Annotated in this window: 11 protein-coding genes and 1 rRNA gene; 5 read left to right on the forward strand and 7 right to left on the reverse strand. The window is 38.2% G+C overall.

Going from position 1 to position 20,246, the window contains the following annotated elements; all coding sequences use genetic code 11:
• Positions 1 to 18: 18 nt before the first annotated feature.
• Together nhaD and KO521_RS20315 are read right to left on the reverse strand one after the other, a co-directional pair.
• On the reverse strand, positions 19 to 1,356 hold the full coding sequence (nhaD, locus tag KO521_RS20310) for a sodium:proton antiporter NhaD (RefSeq protein ID WP_215941742.1): 1,338 nt from the start codon (positions 1,354 to 1,356) through the stop codon (positions 19 to 21).
• A gap of 11 nt (positions 1,357 to 1,367) precedes the next feature.
• Positions 1,368 to 2,600 carry a Glu/Leu/Phe/Val dehydrogenase dimerization domain-containing protein gene (locus KO521_RS20315; RefSeq protein ID WP_215941743.1) on the reverse strand — a complete coding sequence of 411 codons (1,233 nt, stop codon included), beginning with the start codon at positions 2,598 to 2,600 and terminating at the stop codon, positions 1,368 to 1,370.
• A gap of 276 nt (positions 2,601 to 2,876) precedes the next feature.
• Between KO521_RS20315 and KO521_RS20320 the strand changes: the two genes are divergently transcribed.
• The 4 genes from KO521_RS20320 to KO521_RS20335 all read left to right on the forward strand — a co-directional run bounded on the left by KO521_RS20320 (position 2,877) and on the right by KO521_RS20335 (position 11,287).
• The gene (locus KO521_RS20320; protein WP_215941744.1) at positions 2,877 to 4,019 is read left to right on the forward strand and encodes an acyl-CoA dehydrogenase family protein; all 1,143 of its coding nucleotides are present in this window, start codon (positions 2,877 to 2,879) and stop codon (positions 4,017 to 4,019) included.
• A gap of 315 nt (positions 4,020 to 4,334) precedes the next feature.
• Positions 4,335 to 8,843 (forward strand): glutamate synthase large subunit, encoded by a 4,509-nt coding sequence (gltB, locus tag KO521_RS20325; RefSeq protein WP_215941745.1) that lies wholly within the window; start codon positions 4,335 to 4,337, stop codon positions 8,841 to 8,843.
• 9 nt (positions 8,844 to 8,852) lie between these two features.
• Complete coding sequence (locus KO521_RS20330) at positions 8,853 to 10,319, forward strand: glutamate synthase subunit beta (RefSeq protein ID WP_215941746.1); 1,467 nt, start codon at positions 8,853 to 8,855, stop codon at positions 10,317 to 10,319.
• Positions 10,320 to 10,426: 107 nt separating this feature from the next.
• Positions 10,427 to 11,287 (forward strand): DMT family transporter, encoded by an 861-nt coding sequence (locus KO521_RS20335; protein WP_252730140.1) that lies wholly within the window; start codon positions 10,427 to 10,429, stop codon positions 11,285 to 11,287.
• Between the two features lie 39 nt (positions 11,288 to 11,326).
• Here KO521_RS20335 and KO521_RS20340 read toward each other — a convergent pair whose 3' ends face one another.
• The 4 genes from KO521_RS20340 to KO521_RS20355 form a co-directional block, all read right to left on the reverse strand.
• Entirely contained in the window at positions 11,327 to 12,763 is a 1,437-nt protein-coding gene (locus KO521_RS20340) for a sulfatase family protein (RefSeq protein ID WP_215941747.1), read from the reverse strand.
• Positions 12,764 to 12,938: 175 nt separating this feature from the next.
• The gene (locus tag KO521_RS20345; RefSeq protein ID WP_215941748.1) at positions 12,939 to 14,060 is read right to left on the reverse strand and encodes a hypothetical protein; all 1,122 of its coding nucleotides are present in this window, start codon (positions 14,058 to 14,060) and stop codon (positions 12,939 to 12,941) included.
• A 22-nt stretch (positions 14,061 to 14,082) separates the two neighbouring features.
• A complete protein-coding gene (locus KO521_RS20350) occupies positions 14,083 to 14,928 on the reverse strand; it encodes a sugar phosphate isomerase/epimerase family protein (protein WP_215941749.1) in 846 nt (281 codons plus the stop codon).
• 207 nt (positions 14,929 to 15,135) lie between these two features.
• On the reverse strand, positions 15,136 to 16,017 hold the full coding sequence (locus KO521_RS20355; RefSeq protein ID WP_215941750.1) for an AraC family transcriptional regulator: 882 nt from the start codon (positions 16,015 to 16,017) through the stop codon (positions 15,136 to 15,138).
• A gap of 302 nt (positions 16,018 to 16,319) precedes the next feature.
• Between KO521_RS20355 and KO521_RS20360 the strand changes: the two genes are divergently transcribed.
• Positions 16,320 to 19,520, forward strand: coding sequence for a PVC-type heme-binding CxxCH protein (locus KO521_RS20360; protein ID WP_215941751.1), 3,201 nt, complete (start codon positions 16,320 to 16,322; stop codon positions 19,518 to 19,520).
• A 545-nt stretch (positions 19,521 to 20,065) separates the two neighbouring features.
• Here the strand turns inward: KO521_RS20360 and rrf are convergent.
• Positions 20,066 to 20,175: ribosomal RNA gene (rrf, locus tag KO521_RS20365) — 5S ribosomal RNA — on the reverse strand.
• Between the last annotated feature and the right edge of the window lie 71 nt (positions 20,176 to 20,246).

The following is a 20,246-nucleotide window of genomic DNA, read 5'->3' on the forward strand; positions in this document are numbered from 1 at the left end:
GGTCTTTTATCGATTAAATTATGCGTTTAAGAGAAAATCTCTCAAGAAAATAAAAGTTAAGGCCCCCGAAACAAAACCAATCAATGCCAACCATGAAATTTTCTTTAAATACCAGAAGAAATCAATCTTCTCCATACCCATTGCAACCACACCTGCAGCAGATCCAATAATCAGCATACTACCACCTGTACCAGCTGAATATGCAATAAAATGCCATAGTGGGTTATCCATAGGTTCCGAGAACATTCCTAAACTAGCTGCCACTAAAGGAACGTTATCAATAACGGCAGAACCAATACCAAATAACATTACAACAATGTCCGTATTAGGTATAGCTTCGTTTAAAGCTTCTGCATAGTGGAACAACATACCCAAAGACTCTAAAGCCGCAACCGCTAATAATATCCCCAGGAAAAACAATATACTAGGAAGTTCGATCTTAGATAACGATGCGTGTACAGGGCTGTGATGACCTACCGTATCATCGCCTTCACCTTCAACATTTGACAAACTGAATTTTGAATTACTATAAATCTCCGCAAAAGTTGCTACAACTGCCAAGGAAAGCATCATACCAACATATGGTGGCAAGTGAGTAACTGTTTTAAAGAACGGAACAAACACAATTGCACTCAATCCCAAATACAACATGGTTGCTCCATATCTAGATTTAGGCTCTTCCAAAGACCCCACATCACTATCAAGATTACCACTAAAGGCTTTGAATCTACTTGCTATCAAAACCGGCACTACCATACAAACTATGGAAGGCAGAAGAACATGCTCCACTAACTGTAACGCAGATACCTTGTTGGCAATCCATAACATTGTTGTTGTTACATCACCAATTGGAGACCAGGCTCCACCTGCGTTAGCGGTGATGATGATCATACCTGCAAACCACAAGCGCGTATCCCTATCTTTTATGACTTTTTGTAAAATCGTAATTAATACGATAGTTGCGGTTAAATTGTCGATTATAGCCGAAAGAACAAAGGCCAATATAGAAAACAACCATAATAGCTTACGTTTACTTTTCGTTCTTATGAAACCTTTTATAGTTGCAAAACCATCAAAATAATCAATGATTTCCACAATGGTCATCGCCCCTAATAAAAAGACAAGAATTTCTGCCGTTTTCCCTAAGTGATGCAGTAGAATCTCATCAAGATGGGTGGGTTCAAGCTCCCTTAGCTGTGTATTCACCTCAAAAACATCCATATGGGTCAAGGCAATTATAGCCCAAAGAATAGCCATCATGGCCAAAGCCGGAATCAGCTTATCTATTTTAAGGTTATGTTCTAGGGTAATCGCAAGATAACCTGCGAGGAATACAATGATAATAATGGTCTCCATACTCGTTCTATTTATATTAGTTGTTTCAATGCAATCTCAAATGCCGTTTGGCTGATGTTCTCTTTCGAGGGATTTTGTTTAAAAATTTTTAAAATGGCTTTCCGGATGGTTTCCGAAGTGTCATTAAATATAAGCTCATCGTCAATACCTACTCTTTTTTCCATGAAATAGGCAAATACACGTGCCATACCACAATTGGAAATAAAATCCGGAACTAAACTAACCTTACCGTCTGTATATTCCATTATTGGCCCAAAGAAAATTTCCTTATCGGCAAAAGGCACATTCGCCCCGCAGGAAATCACTTCTAGTCCTGTATCAATCAATCTACTTATCTGATCTTTGGTCACTAACCGAGACGCAGCACAAGGTGCGAAAATTTCTGTTTGCAAAGACCATATACGGTCATTAATTTCCTTAAAAGGAATCATTTCATCTGCACTTGCGATTAGATTATTCCCATCTTTATTAAGAAAGAAGGTCTTTATCTCGTCAAAAGAAAATCCTTCTTCTTTGATTACACCTCCGGCCCTATCAATAATACCTACTACTTTAGCTCCCATTTGGGCCAAATAATACGCTGCAGCACTACCAACATTTCCAAATCCTTGGATTACCGCCCTTTTACCAACAACACTACCTCCGTAAATATCATAATAGTGTTTTACCGCTTCAGCAACACCAAAACCGGTAATCATGTCGGCAACGGTATATTTTCTAGAAACCTCTGGCGAGTACTTTGTATTCTCCAAAGCTTTAATCACCCCTAAGCGTAACTGCCCAATTCTATTAATCTTATCGGCTTCGGTAGGTTTAAAGTGACCGTTAAAGACTCCTTCTTGTGGATGCCAGACCCCTGCATCTTCCGTAATTGGAATAACTTCGTGAATTTCATCTACGTTAAGATCACCACCCGTACCGTAATAACTTTTCAATAATGGTGATACCGCATGGTACCAACGTTCAAGCACTCCCTTTTTTCGTGGATCATTAGGATTGAAGTTAATTCCGGATTTTGCTCCACCTATTGGCGGACCCGAAACGGTAAACTTAACTTCCATGGTTTTTGCTAGGGAAAGCACTTCATTCATATCCAACCCCTCTCTCATTCTTGTTCCACCGCCTGCTGCTCCTCCCCTAAGTGAATTTATAACCGTCCACCCTTCGGCTTCAGTCTCGCTATCTTTCCAATTAAAGACAATTTCAGGTGATTTATTCTCGTATGCTTGTAATAACTCTTTCATTTTATGATGATTTAAATAAAAAATAATGACACTAACTACTCTCTTCCGAAAACCTCTCTTTCTTTACGCCAAAACGGCGTTACTGCTGTGTCATAATCTTGCGTTTAAATCAATTCGTAAAACGAATTCAACAAATATAAAAATTTGGCTTGGTTTCCAAAGTTTTTGATGGCTAATGAATGGTTAATTTTTCAAAAAAATAGCGAACAAAGCTAGGTGTAGATTTTATTATAGAAGCTTATATTTGTAGAAGCTCAAAAAAAAGACACAAAAATTATGGATTTCTCATTATCAGAAGAACATTTAATGATTAGACAAGCTGCGCGCGATTTTGCTCAAAACGAATTGTTGCCCGGCGTTATTGAAAGAGATGAAGCTCAAAAGTTCCCCAAAGAACAAATCAAGAAACTAGGTGAACTTGGTTTTTTAGGAATGATGACCGACCCAAAATATAACGGTAGCGGTATGGATACCTTATCTTACGTAATTGCCATGGAGGAACTATCAAAAGTTGATGCATCTGCATCAGTAGTAGTTTCCGTGAACAATTCATTGGTCTGTTGGGGGCTTGAAGCCTTTGCCAATGAGGACCAAAAACAAAAATACTTAGCTCCCCTAGCTTCGGGACAGGTTATAGGCGCATTTTGCCTTTCCGAGCCAGAAGCAGGCAGCGACGCTACTTCTCAAAAAACTACAGCCATAGATAAGGGAGACCATTATATATTAAATGGCACCAAAAACTGGATTACCAATGGAGGGACTGCAAGCACCTATCTTGTAATTGCCCAAACGGACAGAGAAAAAGGGCATAAAGGTATTAATGCCTTAATTGTAGAAAAAGGAATGCCAGGTTTTGAAATAGGACCAAAAGAAAATAAATTAGGTATTCGTGGTAGTGACACCCACTCCCTTAATTTTAATGATGTAAAAGTTCCAAAAGAAAACAGGATAGGTGATGATGGATTTGGTTTTAAGTTCGCCATGAAAACACTTGCCGGAGGACGTATAGGAATTGCAGCACAAGCTTTAGGTATAGCTGCTGGGGCTTACGAACTTGCCCTAAAGTATTCAAAAGAAAGAAAAGCGTTTGGCACAGAAATAGCAAACCACCAAGCTATTGCCTTCAAATTAGCGGATATGCACGTGCAAATTGAAGCCGCACGTAACCTTGTATATAAGGCCGCATGGGAAAAAGATCAAGGCAAGAATTACGACCTGTCTGGTGCAATTGCAAAATTATACGCTTCACAAGTAGCTATGGACACCACTGTGGAAGCAGTGCAAATTCACGGAGGCAATGGTTTTGTAAAGGATTACCATGTAGAGCGGCTTATGAGAGATGCCAAAATAACACAGATATACGAAGGAACATCAGAGATTCAAAAAATCGTGATTTCTAGAAGTATATTAAGGGATTAAATTTAAAAATGATTACAACCCCGTTATTTTTATCACATATCTAGCCAGAAAACGGGGTTTAATATCACTATACCACCCAAAATACAGGGGGTCTTCTTCAAAAGTTAAGAAATATAACAAATACCCCCTTAAAAAACCTTTCACAGGTGTATTGAATGTGCTAATTTTACCATTCTGATAAATTTAGCTCACATAAAAACCATATCTGAATATTTTTCAACGTTTTATTCAAAACGTTGAATTTTTATTTGATTTGAAAAATATAGCTGCTAATTATTCAGTAGAAATGCTATTTTTGGATAAATACCATAATCTATGACGTTGAAGAAGCAAGGGTTGTACCTACCGGAATTTGAACATGACAACTGTGGCGCAGGTTTTATCTGCAGCCTTAAAGGAAAAAAATCTAATGATATCATCCATAAAGCACTGGAGATATTAGACAAACTAGAGCACCGTGGAGCGGTTAGCTCTGATGGGAAAACTGGTGATGGTGCAGGTATCCTTATAGATATACCTCACGATTTCTTTAAAGCCGTTTGTGATTTTGAGCTTCCTGAGCCCGGTGAATATGCAGTAGGTAACATATTCTTACCGCAAAAGGAGAATCAGCGTGAATTCTGTATTTCTACTTTTGAAGAAAATATTAAAAAACAAGGCCTAAAGTTATTAGGCTGGAGAGATGTTCCGGTAAACCGATCTATTCCAGGTCGTGTTGCTATGGAAACTGAGCCTTTTGTAAAGCAAATATTCATAGCTAAGGAAAATGCTGAGCAAGACTACTTCAACTTCAACCTTAAATTGTTCATCGCAAGAAAAGTTACGGAGCATGCCGTAATCAAATCAAAACTTTCCGAGAGCAAATTCTTTTACGTCCCTAGCCTTTCTACAAAAATTATCATATTCAAAGGCCTTTTGATGCCTAAGGACATTAGCCTATATTATAAAGACTTAATGGACCCTCGTGTGGTTACACGTTTATCATTGGTTCACCAACGTTTCTCTACCAACACTTTCCCTACTTGGGATTTGGCGCAACCTTTTAGGTATATGTGCCATAATGGTGAAATAAATACGCTTCGTGGTAACGTATCCAGAATGCGTTCACGAGAAGAATTACTGAAGAGTGATTGGTTCGGAGACGAAATAAAAAATATACTACCTGTAATACTGCCAGGAAAATCAGATTCTGCTACTATGGATATGGTTGTGGAATTATTATTGATGACAGGAAGGTCTTTACCTGAGGTAATGATGATTCTAGTACCTGAAGCATGGGAGAAAAACCCGGATATGTCCGAAGCAAAAAGAGCTTTCTACGAGTATCACTCTTGTATGATGGAGCCATGGGATGGTCCTGCATCCGTTCCTTTTACGGATGGAAATTATATTGGCGCAGTTCTTGACCGTAACGGTTTAAGACCATCTCGTTACACGGTAACCAAAGATGACTATGTAATTATGTCGTCCGAAACCGGTGTTGTTCAAATTGCACCAGAGAATGTAGAGTTTCATGGAAGACTTGAGCCGGGAAAAATGTTCTTGGTGAACATGGAAGCAGGGCGCATCATTAATGATGAAGAAATTAAAGAGGAGATAGCTAGTCGTCTACCTTATAAAAAGTGGCTAGATAAAAACTTGGTACACTTAAAGAACATACCTTATAATGATTGTCCATTATTTTTAGGGGAAGCTTCTCTTGAAAAGCGTAAATCTGTTTTTGGTTATACGCTCGAAGATATCAACACGATTATCCTTCCAATGGGTAAAACTGCAAAAGAACCTATAGGTTCTATGGGATCTGATACTCCTATTGCAGTGCTATCTCAGCGTCCGCAGCTAATATATAATTATTTCCAACAGTTGTTCGCACAGGTAACGAATCCTCCTTTAGATGGTATTCGTGAGGAATTGATTACTGATATTAGTCTTACACTAGGTAGTGACCATAATATATTCGATTACTCTGAATTGCATTGCCGTAAACTTAAAATTCAGAATCCGGTTATTTCCAAAGAAGATTTGGATAAAATAAAAAACTATGACGCTAGTCCTGATTACAAAGTAGTTTCTATCCCAACTCTTTATGAAATACACAGAGGTCATAACGGATTGGAAGATGCTTTGGAATCTATTCTGGACCAAGCATCCAAAGCTATTGACCAGGGTGCGAATATAATTATCCTTTCCGATAGAAATGTAAATGAATCTCAGGCACCAATCCCTGCGTTATTAGCTTGTTCTTACGTAAACAGTGGGCTTCAGCGTTTAGGCAAAAGAAGCAAGCTTAGTGTTATCATTGAGTCGGCCGAACCTAGAGAGGTGCACCATTTCTGTTTATTATTCGGTTTTGGAGCTAGTGCCATTAACCCTTATTTGGTTAACGAAATCATTGGTGAGCAAATAGAAGAGAACAATATAACGGACTTTACTGCGGAAGAAGCCATCAAGAATTATAATAAAGCTGTTGGCAAGGGTATTCTTAAGGTAATGAACAAAATTGGCATTTCTACCTTGAACTCATACCGAGGGTCTCAACTTTTTGAATGTATTGGTATCAATAGTAAAGTAGTTGACAAATATTTCCCTAATACACCTACCCGTATTCAAGGTATTGGTTTATATCAAATAGAAAAAGAAGTTGCTAAGCGTCACAAAAAAGCATTTAGCACAAAAGAGGTTGCCGCTAACCTTGATTTGGAAATAGGCGGAGAATACCGCTGGAGACGTGATGGTGAAAAGCACATGTTTAATCCATTAACGGTAGCTAAACTTCAAAAAGCTGTACGTGGTAATGAAAATGACACCTATAAGGAGTATTCTTCCATGGTGAACGAACAGTCTAAGAATTTGATGACCATCCGTGGTTTATTCGAATTCTCTAATTACGATCCTATTCCACTGGAAGAAGTTGAGCCATGGACGGAAATCGTGAAACGCTTCAAAACCGGAGCTATGTCTTATGGGTCCATCAGTAAAGAGGCTCACGAGAACTTGGCAATTGCTATGAACCGTATTGGAGGTAAGAGTAATTCCGGCGAAGGCGGTGAAGACGCTGAACGTTTTTATAAAAATGCAACAGGTGACTGGAGAAACAGTGCTATCAAACAAGTTGCATCAGGTCGTTTTGGAGTTACTTCCGATTATTTGACCAATGCTAAAGAAATACAAATTAAAATGGCTCAGGGTGCTAAACCAGGCGAAGGTGGTCAACTGCCAGGTCCAAAGGTGAATCCTTCCATTGCTAAAACAAGAAATTCTACACCTTATGTAGGTTTAATTTCACCTCCACCGCATCACGATATTTACTCTATTGAAGATTTATCGCAGTTAATATATGATTTAAAATCAGCAAACCGAGAAGCACGTATTAACGTTAAATTGGTTTCTGAAGTTGGTGTAGGCACTGTTGCTGCAGGGGTTTCAAAAGCAAAAGCAGATGTTGTTCTTATCTCAGGATTTGACGGAGGTACGGGAGCATCTCCCCTAACATCTTTAAAACATGCAGGTCTACCTTGGGAACTTGGTGTTGCGGAAGCACAACAAACTTTGGTCATGAACGACCTTAGAAATAGAATCGTACTTGAATGTGATGGTCAGCTTAAGACTGGTCGGGATGTAGCAGTTGCCTGTTTATTAGGTGCTGAAGAATTTGGTTTTGCCACAGCACCTCTAGTTGCTTCAGGTTGTATCATGATGCGTGTTTGCCATTTAAATACCTGTCCAGTAGGTATCGCTACTCAAAACCCAGAACTACGTAAGAAATTTGCCGGTAAACCAGAGCACGTGGTAAACTATATGTATTTCGTAGCACAAGAACTACGTGAGATTATGGCGCAGTTAGGTTTCAGGACAATTAATGAAATGGTTGGTCAGGTTCAGAAACTAGATCGTAAGAAAGCTATTGATCATTACAAATCCGCAGGTATAGATTTAACTCCAATTTTATATCAGGTTGATGTACCAGCTGGAACTAAGTTCTATAACACACAAAAACAAACGCACGATGTAGATAAGTCAATTGAATTTGATATCATCGCAAAAGCGAATCCATCTTTATTTAGAAAGGAAAAACTAACATTGGAATTTCCGATTAAAAATACAGATAGAGCGGTTGGAGCAATTATAAGTAATGAGATTTCAAAAGTATACGGAGCACAGGGATTACCTATCAACACTTTAAAACTCAACTTTACAGGTTCCGCAGGACAAAGTTTTGGGGCTTTTGCTACAAGAGGTTTGACCATGACAGTTAACGGAAACACAAATGATTATCTAGGCAAAGGTTTATCCGGCGCTAAATTGGTAATCAAGGTTCCCGAGAAATCTACCATCGTACCAGAAGACAACGTAATTACAGGTAATGTTACCCTTTATGGAGCAACTGCCGGTCGTGCTTATATAAACGGAAAAGCGGGTGAGCGGTTCTGTGTTCGTAACTCGGGAGCTAAAGCAGTAGTAGAGGGTATTGGCGATCACGGTTGTGAATATATGACAGGTGGTGTTGCCGTAATTCTTGGCGAAGTAGGAAGAAACTTTGGTGCAGGTATGAGTGGTGGTATAGCCTTCATATACGATCAAAAAGGAACCTTCAAGAAAAAGTGTAATAACGATGACCTTAACTTATTAGAGGTTACTGAAGATAATGATATTAAGGAATTAAAGGATCTCATCGAAAGCCATTACAACTCTACATTGAGTCCGCTTGCACAGCGTATTTTAGAGAAATGGGAAGATTGTCTACCTAAGTTCGTTAAGGTCTTACCTGAAGAATACAAACAGGCATTACTACGTATGGAAAGAGAAAAATTAGAAACTATTTAAAGTCGAGAAATGGGAAAGATTACAGGATTTTTGGAATTCGATAGAAAAGTAGAATCGTACGCGCCTGTTGAAGAACGCGTTAAAAATTATCATGAGTTCACCGTTCCGTTAAAGGATAATGAACTTAAAGATCAAGGTGCAAGATGTATGGACTGCGGCATTCCTTTTTGCCATAGTGGTTGCCCATTAGGTAACTTAATTCCAGATTTTAATGATGCGGTTTACCGTGGAAAATGGGATAAGGCTGCCAAAATTTTACACTCTACTAACAATTTTCCGGAATTTACCGGTAGACTTTGTCCTGCACCCTGCGAAGAAGCATGTGTGCTAGGTATTAACGAAGATCCGGTAACGATAGAAAATATTGAGAAGAATATAGTAGAAACAGCTTTTGCAAAAGGCTGGGTGGTTGCTGAGCCTCCTGCTACAAGAACTGATAAAAAAGTAGCTGTTGTAGGTTCTGGACCTGCAGGACTTGCCGCCGCACAGCAACTGAACCGTGCCGGACATCATGTTACTGTTTTCGAAAGAGACGAAAAACCAGGTGGGTTATTACGTTATGGTATTCCTGATTTTAAGATGGAAAAAAATATCATAGACCGTAGACTTAAGGTTCTTGAAGAAGAAGGCATTGAGTTTAAATGTGGCGTTCATGTGGGAAAAGATATCTCTGGTGAGGATCTCAAAAATGATTTTGATGCTGTAGTACTTTCAGGAGGAGCTACTGTCCGCAGAAATTTGCCAATTGAAGGTGCAGACCTAAAAGGTGTTGTACAGGCTATGGATTTCTTACCACAAAACAACCGCAGGGTAGACGGTGTTAAAACCTTTGAAAATGAAATAATGGCTACTGGTAAAGATGTTGTCGTTATTGGCGGTGGTGATACGGGTTCTGACTGTATAGGAACTTCAATAAGACATGGTGCAACCTCGGTTTCTAACTTTGAAATTATGCCAATGTCCACCGTAGAAAGACCCGAAGGACAACCTTGGCCTTTCTGGCCCATGCGTTTAAAAACCAGTACTTCCCATAAAGAAGGTGCAGAACGTTTTTTCAGCATATCCACCAAAAAATTCTTAGGAGACAAGGATGGAAATCTAACCGGATTAGTTACCTCTGAAGTAGAATGGATCAAAACGCCGGGACAACGACCCCAACTAAAGGAAGTTCCTGGTACCGAGAAAGAATGGAAATGCGAACTAGCTCTTTTAGCTTTAGGATTTACCGGTTCCGAAATGACAATTGCAGAGCAGTTAGGTATTGAAGCAGATGATAGAACCAACATCAAAGCTAGCGAAGCTGATTACAAAACAAATGTACCTGGAATTTTTGCTGCTGGTGATCAAAGACGTGGCCAATCATTAATTGTTTGGGCTATTTCGGAAGGTCGTCAAGCTGCATATCATGTGGACACTTACCTTATGGGGGAATCTGCCCTACCGTTAAAAGGCGAAGGAGATTTACCACGGGTATAGCCCCGGGTTAGTTTTATAGACTAGATTTTATACAATCCAACCCAATTAAATTGGGTTGGATTTTTTTATCCATTACGTTTCCGTAATAAACTCCCTGTACTTCTGTTATGAACATTAAAAAAGTGCTCTTTTATATGATTATTAGTGCTTTGGCATTTACATTAATGAATGTTGCCGTTAAGCAATTACAACACTACAGCGTTTATCAAATTGTATTCTTTAGAGGTTTTGGCTCTTTCGTTCTCACTATGGCCATTCTTAAACAATTAAAGGTTCCCATTTTGGGAAACAACAAGAAATTACTTATCCTTAGAGCTATTGTTGGAACAAGCTCAATGACCTTGTTCTTTATGTCATTAAAATATCTTTCCGCAGGCACAGCGGTCTCATTGCGTTATCTAGCTCCTATTTTTTCCGCTATTTTTGCCATATTTCTTTTAAAAGAAAAAGTAAAGCCCGTTCAATGGCTATTCTTTATAATTTCTTTTCTAGGAGTTCTTATATTAAAAGGATTGGACACTAATTTGGACAGTACTGGACTAATTCTCGTTTTTGGTGCAGCGGTTCTCAGCGGACTAGTTTATATTATTATAAGTAAAATAGGAAAAAGCGACCACCCCATTGTTATTGTAAACTACTTCATGTTTACCGCAACCCTTTTTGGAGGCATATTAATGATACCTTATTGGCAAAACCCAAAAGGCATGGACTGGTTGTTTCTTTCAACCCTAGGTTTTTTTGGGTTTGTTGGTCAACTATATATGACCAAAGCTTTTCAAATAGCCTCAAACAACCTTGTTGCGCCCTTTAAGTATTTAGAAGTTCTTTTTACCGGCTTAATTGGATTTATGTGGTTAGGTGAAATATATACCGTCTGGAGTTTAGTTGGCATACTTCTGATTATCGCAGGTCTAGTAATGAATGTTGCTTACAAGGCCCGTGATAAAAGATATACTTTTAAATCTTAAATGACCAAGAGCATCTTGTTTTTAAAAACACCGTCCTGATTAATAATCATTTTCTTGGGCACTATTCTCCTGAGAAATTTTCCATTCTCTCCAAACAAAGGTCATTGCCTCTAATATTTCAGGTTCATCTTTGGAAAGTTCTATTTTTTCACCCGAATCATGCTTAATATTATAAAGTTCAAAATGTTTTCCCGCATCATTACTATAAATCTTATACTCATTGTCCATTAACGCAGCCTGATCTTTAAACTCAAAAGCTAAAGGAGCAGTCCTTTGTTTAACTTTTCCCTGTACAATGGGCAGCAAATCGATTCCATCATACGGACGCTCATTTTTCTTTAAATCGACGTTTAGTATATTTGCTATAGTTGGAAAATAGTCTGAGGTGAAACAAGGAACTTCTACTTTGGTGCCGGGTGCTATCTTACCCTGCCACTCCATAATTCCCGGCACACGTATGCCACCTTCATATAGACTTCTTTTTCTTCCTTTAAGTTGCTTGGTTATTCCTTGGGTTCTACCGGAAACCGATTCTCCCTCAGGGCCGTTATCACTCGTATAAAAAAGAACGGTATTCTCTGCTACACCTAACTCTTTTAATTTAGCCCTAAGACGCCCTACCTGTTTATCCATAGCCGAAATAACCCCATAGTAATGTTGTTGGTCCTCGGAGAGATCTTTATAAAGGTTACGATCTTCATCTCCAGCGATAACCGGCAAATGTGGCGTATGAAACCAAATAATACTTAAAAAAGGATTTTTGCTTTTTACAGCATTCTCAATAAAAGGAATAGCCCTATCCATAATTATCCGAGAATCATCTCCTTCTAAATTATCCGTTGCTATTTCATCAGGCCCTGTCCAGTACGAAGTATTAAAAGGCATCCCTTCAACCAAGTCTCCATTAACATCACCAGATGATTGTGGTGGTGTAATCATAGGATTCCAAGTTGGTACTTTAGATTCGGTAACAAAATTAACGTCAAATCCATGATCCCAAGGCGGCGCATACTCTCCATCAAATTTTGGTCTTCCTCCTCTATTTGCCTCTACCGTATCACGTGTTAACGTGCCTAAATGCCATTTTCCAAAATGACCTGTAGTATAGCCCACATCTTTTACCATTTCACCCAAAGTAATCTCTTGCGGTTTTATGTGACCGCAATTGGCATGACATATTCCATAGCGCAAAGGATGCCTACCAGTCATAACACTACCCCTTGTTGGAGAACATACGGCTGATGCGGCATAGAAACGTTCAAAAACAGCTCCATTACTTGCCATTTTATCTAGATTAGGCGTATTTAAATGTGAATGCCCATTATAACCTGTATCTCCCCAGCCTTGATCATCTGCCATAAGCAAGATAATGTTTGGTCTCTCTGGATTTGCAGTTTCAAGACCTGCTCTTCTCTCTTTTTCAGCACAGTTTAACAAAGTGCTCAATGCAAAAAATACGCTTACTATTAACTTCATATTCAGTTTTAAGTTTACAATAAGGTTTTCCAAAAACATAAATTCATATCATGGAAAATTGCCTTAACTCTTAACTAAATGTCCCCTTTTTTGTTGCAAGTTTAATTTAGTGTGGTTATCCTTGGTTATCCTTTATGCTCTAACCTATTTTAATTAGGTAGCCTTTAGTTAACTACTACTCAAAACTTTCTATACGCACTTGTTTTGCAGGCCAATAGTCCTCTTTTCTAAACTCAAATTTGGTTGGCTCATAATCGCCCACTAAAGTTACGTCTGCTTTCTCCGGCACTTCTAAGTCCAATGCCCAAAATACTCCATTTACTAATAATCTTCTTGTACCTTCTATTAGCAAATCATTTGCTGCACCAACGGTAGAGGTAAAAGCTTTTCCTTTTTTACCTCCCGGTAATTGATAACTCTTTATCCAAGTCACAGGCATTAATTCTTCCCCTAAGTTTTCACCATCTTTATTCGTTGTTGCTATTTCATCATCCGTTGGTCTCATTCCGTAAAAAACATCACTTTCGTCATACTCCCCTTTTCTATTCATTACCTGCCCTAAAATTATAGGCTGAGAATCTCCTGGAAGCGGAAGTCTTACACCATAAACATCACTAGCTCCCCAAACGTCACCATCTGTAATACTATTTGTAATTCCCGTAGTATTTGCACCTATGGCAACTATGCCTTTCGTACTTTGGTGTTTATGGTGACCATGATGACTAATCCATTTTTCGCCAAGAACTAGACGTCCAAACCCGCCATGCCAATCCGTCTTATCACCTTCATAATTATGACTATAATAAGCATATTTAGAATCTGAATCCTTTGGAAAATTAAAACCATGGGTAGCCGTTCTAAGCCCCATAACCGGTTTTCCGGATTTTAAATAATCATCAATAAATTTCATTTGATTATCCGGCAATGCACGGAAACGTGTAAAAACCACCATCATATCTGCCGAAGTCAAAGCTTCTAAACCTGGTATATTAATAACATGATTTGCATTTACAATTCCAGGCTTATCCTCCTCTTGAGCGAATAAAACCGTACATTTAAAACCATGATGTTTGGATAGAATTTTTGCCAATTGCGGTAAGGCTTCTTCTGAGCGATATTCTTCATCACCGGAAATCATTACAATATGTTTTGCTCTTTCATCGGCGCCATCAAAGGTTAACCATTTTTTTGGAGCATCTACCTTTTCAGCCATTTCTGGTTCTTTTGCAACGGTGGTTTTCTGCTCTTTACAAGCAAATAAAAATAGACAAATAACAATTGGCAATACATTTTTCATTATGTTCAAGTTTTAAAACTGCTTATTTTGTAATTCCCAATCCTTCGGATATGAGTTTAAATCCTTCTGTATATACTTCTTCTACAGGAGAATAGTTACGCCATACATTAATGGCATTGGCAAACTCGGGTATGGTGGTACTGAATGCTTCTATTGTCACCCAACCTCTGTAATCAATCTGTTTTAAGCCAGAAAAAACATCTGGCCAATTAATTTGTCCTCTTCCCGGCGTACCCCTATCATTTTCGCTAATATGTACATGTTTTAGATATGGTGCTATGGTTTTTATAGCACCTGACTGACTTTTTTCTTCTATATTGGCATGGTGGGTATCAAACATAGCACCCAAATTTGGATGATTTACTTCCTTAACCATATCGCCCAAATCTGCCATAGTATTATATAGGTAACATTCAAACCTGTTAACAGCCTCTGGCGTAAGTACTATATTAGCACCTTTTGCGTATTCCGCAGCTTTCAACAACATTTCATTGCTCCATTTTTTTTCTTCCAAAGTGGGTGGTTGTCTTGTAAAAAGGGCGAATGTAGAATGAAAAGGTCCGCATAGTATTTCTGCATTGGCGGCCGCTCCCATATCAATAGACCATTTTAGACGCTCTAGTCCAGCTTCTCTAACTTTTTTGTCAGGACTGGCTATATTTTGCTGTGCCGATAATGAGGCTACACCGGTAATACCCATATCCATACCGGAAAAATGATTTCCTAATTGCGAATAATATTTTTCACTACCTTCTCCAAAAAATAATTCAATACCGTCGTACCCAGTATCTTTTAACGTATCTACAATACTAAAGTGTTGCTCTGTGACATGATTTGTCCAAAGCAACATGTTCATTCCTATTTTCATTCTATAATGGTTAATTTAAAATCTAGTATATATGTTGTAAAAGCTAAATTTTACTGCGCCTTTCTTCAGTATTTGACTATTATGGGCCATAAATTCTAAACAATTAACAAATCTAGCACTTAATGAAACTTCAAAATTCCTTTATTTTCTTAAAGGTTGATACTTTTTTTCCCTATTCCAAGGTAAATTCCACTCACTTTTATAAGACTAGACTGGAGTTTGAATATTTAAAAATAACTTTCTGTACTCAAGAGGACTCATATCTGTAATAGACTTAAACTGCCTATTAAAATTGGATAACGCGTTATAACCACACTCATAACTAATTTGAGAAATATTAAAATTATCCTCCAACAATAATTTTCTTGCATGCCCTATTCGTATTTCATTCACAAAACGCGTGAAAGTCTTATTAGCCCTAGGTTTAAAGTACCTACAGAAAGACGTAGTTGTCATGTTCAATAAACTAGACGCCACATCTAAAGATATATTGGTCTTAAAATTGGTCATTACATAATCATATACTTTACGCATTTTTTCTGCATCGCCTCCTTTAAACGCATTCATATAGTTCGGGCTAGCTAATATTGAATATTCCGTACTATTAGCCAAGGTATCTAACATCTCCAACAATTTTAAAATTCGTTTAAATCCCTTTTCCCTGTCGATTTCTAAGAAGAATTGAATTATTTTATCTCTAGTATCTCCGTGAAATTCAATCCCTCGTAATGAATGCGCAACAAGTTTATTAATTTTATAAAACTCTTCCATCTCAAGAAGAGGCTCACTTAAAAGCACATGATCAAAGTAAATCACCAACCCTCTAGTAGACAACCCACTATCTTTCTTAAAATAGGCATTATCATTTCTCCATAAGTGCGGTAAATTAGGTCCTGTCATAACCAAATCTCCCTTCTTAAAATTCTGAACATGGTCTCCAATAAACCGGGTACCTTCACCCTCCATAATGTATGAAATCTGAAACTCAGGATGAAAGTGCCAATTGGGATTAAAAAAAGGACCAATTAGGTCTTTATATATAAAAGTTTCCTTTGGAGTTAACGTTTTTTCAATACTTGGAACACTCATAAATTTTCTTTATAAATCCGTTTAATCATCAATATATGATAAAAAAGTACCGACTTTTAGTAAGATACAGGATAATTTAATTCAAAATGTATCATAGTTTTGTCTACACTCGCACTAACATTCTAATTTTATTTGCATTTTTTTAGAAATAGCTCAGCTAATACGGATACAAATTCCGATATTAACAAGTGTAAAAAGTACAATAATAACTTAAACTTATTAATTTCACAGCATTCAACCAAATATTACCATAAACCAAATCAACATTAACTCAATTCTCAAAACAATTTATTCAGCATATTATGAAAATTATTAAAAAAACCAGCATAGGAAGGCTCTTCACTACCTGCGCTGTTGCTATTTGCTTTTTAGCATGTAGCGAAAAACAAAGTAATACTCTTACTCTAGAAAAAAATTCCCGAATTGTTTTAGTTGGAAATAATTTAGGATCAAGAATGATGGAATTTGGGCATTTTGAAACGGAGATACAACTAAGATACCCCAACGACTCATTATATATCAGAAATATGTGTGACGGTGGTAATACTCCTGCCTTTAGACCACATGCAGCGAGAAAATCGCCATGGGCTTTTCCTGGTGCGGATAAATTTGAACATGACCCAGGAAGTAAAATACACTTCGTTGAAGATGATGGTGGCCATCAATCCGGTAGTGTAGGTCACTTCCCCACTCCTGACGAATGGATTACAAGCTTAAAACCAGACATTATAGTTGCATTTTTTGGCTATATCGAATCCTTTGAAGGTCAAGAAGGGCTATCAAACTACAGAGAAGAATTGCGTGCATTTATAAAACACATTTTAAGCACCAAATATAATGGTCAAGCACCTCCTCAACTGGCAATTGTTTCTCCAATTGCATTTGAAAATCTATCTGATAAGATGGATTTACCAGATGGCACTAAGGAAAATCAAAATTTAGCGCTTTATACAGAAGCAATGAGAGAAGTATCTGCCGAAGAGGGCGTACTTTTTGTTGATGCCTTTGATGCTACTAAAAACTGGTACAAAACTGAAAGTGAAGACCTGACCCATGACGGATTTCAACTTACGGACTCAGGTTATAAAAAATTTGGCAAACTATTGGCCGATGACATTTTTGGGAAGAAACAGTCAGATGAGACCAACCGCCAACTAGTGCATGATGCCGTTCAAGAAAAGAATTGGTTTTGGCTCAATGATTTTAAAATACCAAATAGCGTACATGTATACGGAAGAAGGTATGACCCCTATGGACCAGAAAACTACCCGTTTGAAATAGCCAAAATTCGTGAAATGACTGCCATTCGTGATACTGCTATTTGGAAAGCCAACCATGGCGAAAAAATGGATTTGGCCGCTGCCGATGCTAAAACTAAAAAACTTCCTGAAGTAAAAACCAATTATAAGGCTAGCGAGAAAAATGGTAATCCAGAATATCTCTATGGCGAAGAGGCTTTAGCAGAAATTAAAACCGCGCCAGGATATAAAGTAGAATTATTTGCTTCTGAAGAGCAGTTCCCAGATTTGGCAAACCCAGTACAAATGTCCTTTGATAATGAAGGAAGACTTTGGGTTGCGGTAATGCCCAGTTATCCACATTATAAAGCTGGAGACAGCAAACCAAACGACAAACTTCTAATTTTTGAAGATACAGATGGTGATAATAAGGCAGATAAGCAAACCGTTTTTGCAGATGGCCTTCACCTTACTATTGGTTTTGAATTTGCTCCCGAGGGTGTTTACATGTCACAGGGAACCAACCTGATACTATTAAAGGATACAGATGGTGATGATAAAGCCGATAAAAAGGAAGTTATTTTAAGCGGATTTGATGACCATGATACCCACCATGCTATTAGTGCATTTACAACGGACCCGTCAGGCGCTATATTTATGGGAGAAGGAACTTTTCTTCATTCTAATATAGAAACAGCATATGGTAGTATTAGAGGTTCCAACGGCGGATTCTATAGATACAGCCCTCAAAGGCACCATCTTGAGCGTACCGCTCAATTAGCTATACCAAACCCGTGGGGAATTGCTTTTGACGATTGGGGCCAACCCTTCTTTGAACACACTTCTGGACCAGCTGCTACTTGGATGATGCCAGGGACCATTCTTCCACGTTACGGTGTAAGCTCCCCTATACCTGAAAACCTTATAGAAAAAGAACACTTAGTAAGACCTACTTCTGGGTTGGAATTTATTTCCAGCAGTCATTTTCCTGATAATGTTCAAGGTGATATGCTAATCAACAATACGATAGGTTTTAGAGGAACGAAACAACACAAAATGGTAGATGACCCGGAAACGGCCGGTTACCTGAGTGAGCATAGAAAAGACCTGATTTTTTCTGATGACAAAAACTTTAGACCGGTTGACATGGAGTTTGCACCAGATGGATCGCTTTACTTTTTAGACTGGAGCAATGTATTAATTGGCCATATGCAACACAATGCACGTGATCCCTTAAGAGACCATGTACATGGCAGAATATACCGAGTTACCTATCCTACAAGACCACTGGTTAAACCCGCAAAAATTGCAGATGCTACTATAGAAAAATTATTGGATAACTTGAAACTACAAGAATACAGAACTCGCTATCGTACCAAAAGGGAACTTCGTGCGCGCGATGCAAATGAGGTTTTAGCCAAATTAAAAACCTGGGTTGCCAACCTGGACAAAAACGACCCTCGCTACGAACATCATTTATTGGAAGGTTTGTGGGTAACTTGGGGCTTAAATCAGATTGACAAAGATTTATTAACCAAATTGCTACAGGCTAAAGATTTTAGAGCTCGTACTGCTGCTGTTGGTGTATTACGATATGCAGGACACCAAGTTGACAATCAAGCGGATCTTCTAATGCAAGCTGCGAAGGATGACAACCCACGTGTTCGTCTTGAAGCACTAGTTGCTGCATCTAGACTAGGAAAAGATATTGGTATTCCTATAATTACCGAAGCTGGAAAAAAAGGTCTTGATAAATGGATGGAGCGCCCATATGAAGCGGCTCTCGCACATATAAACGGACATAGAGCCGGTGAAGAAGCAAAAGAAATGATTGAAACAGACCTCAAAGGAAGGGATTTGGAACTTCTTATGGCCGGTCAGAAAATTTACGAACGAGATGGCTACTGTTCCACCTGTCACCAACCGGATGGTAATGGCTTAACCGCCGCAGGTTTCCCTCCTTTAGCAGGTTCTAAATGGGTGACAGGTAGCGAAGAGCGACTAATAAAACTTACTACAAACGGTATTATGGGGCCAATTGAAGTAAAAGGCAAAAAATATCCCGGGCAAGTTCCTATGACACCATTCGGAAAATTACTTAATGAGGAAGAAACAGCAGCGGTGTTAACTTATGTTAGAAACACCTTTGGAAATAAGGCTTCCGCAATTTCTCCGGATAAAGTAAAAGAAGTTCGTAATCAAATTAAAGACAAGGAAGGTTTTTATTCTCCACAAGAACTGCTTCAAGAACATCCAATGGAATAATCTAAAACCATCACATTTTAGTTTATAAAAAGAGGAAACATCTATGAAAATGTTTCCTCTTTTTTATTAATTAACCCGCTTACTTAATTTTATTAAGTTACCCACACATTCCACTATTTTATTATCAACAAAATGTGGGAAATATGAGTTTATTTTAAAGTAAAACTCATATTTACAGTAGCTTACAAAGAACTATATGCAGATTCAATTAATACAAATAGCTTTTAAACAACTTTTTAAAAGCGCTATAGATATCAATTACCTTGTTCTGATCAATACTAGACAATATCTTTAATAAATTCAGAACAAACAAAAACTCTAGAAATCCATCCTTGCTTTTCAATTCGATAATTATTGCGATAGAAATATAGGCAACACCGCTGCTTTATACGAAATACCAAAATACCATTCGGTCTATGATCTTACTGCACCTTGACGTTATCTACCTTTGTGGCGTGTTTCCCGCAAGGGGACTGTGATATATGTGTATTCCACTCCGTCCAAAAAAAAAGGTCCCGACCAGTTGAACTAATCGGGACCTCGAAGCAAGGCGGCTTCCTACTCTCCCACCTGTTGGCAGTACCATCGGCGCTAGCGGGCTTAACTTCCCTGTTCGGAATGGAAAGGGGTGGGCCCCGCCGCCATGGCCACCTAAATTTTGAATATTATAATGACATAAAAATAATGGGACAGTTTAAGAAGAATAAAAAAACAGCGTTTCCTTTA

The sequence above is a fragment of the Zobellia uliginosa genome (assembly GCF_018860745.1).
In the GTDB taxonomy this organism is placed as follows: Bacteria; Bacteroidota; Bacteroidia; order Flavobacteriales; family Flavobacteriaceae; genus Zobellia; species Zobellia uliginosa_B.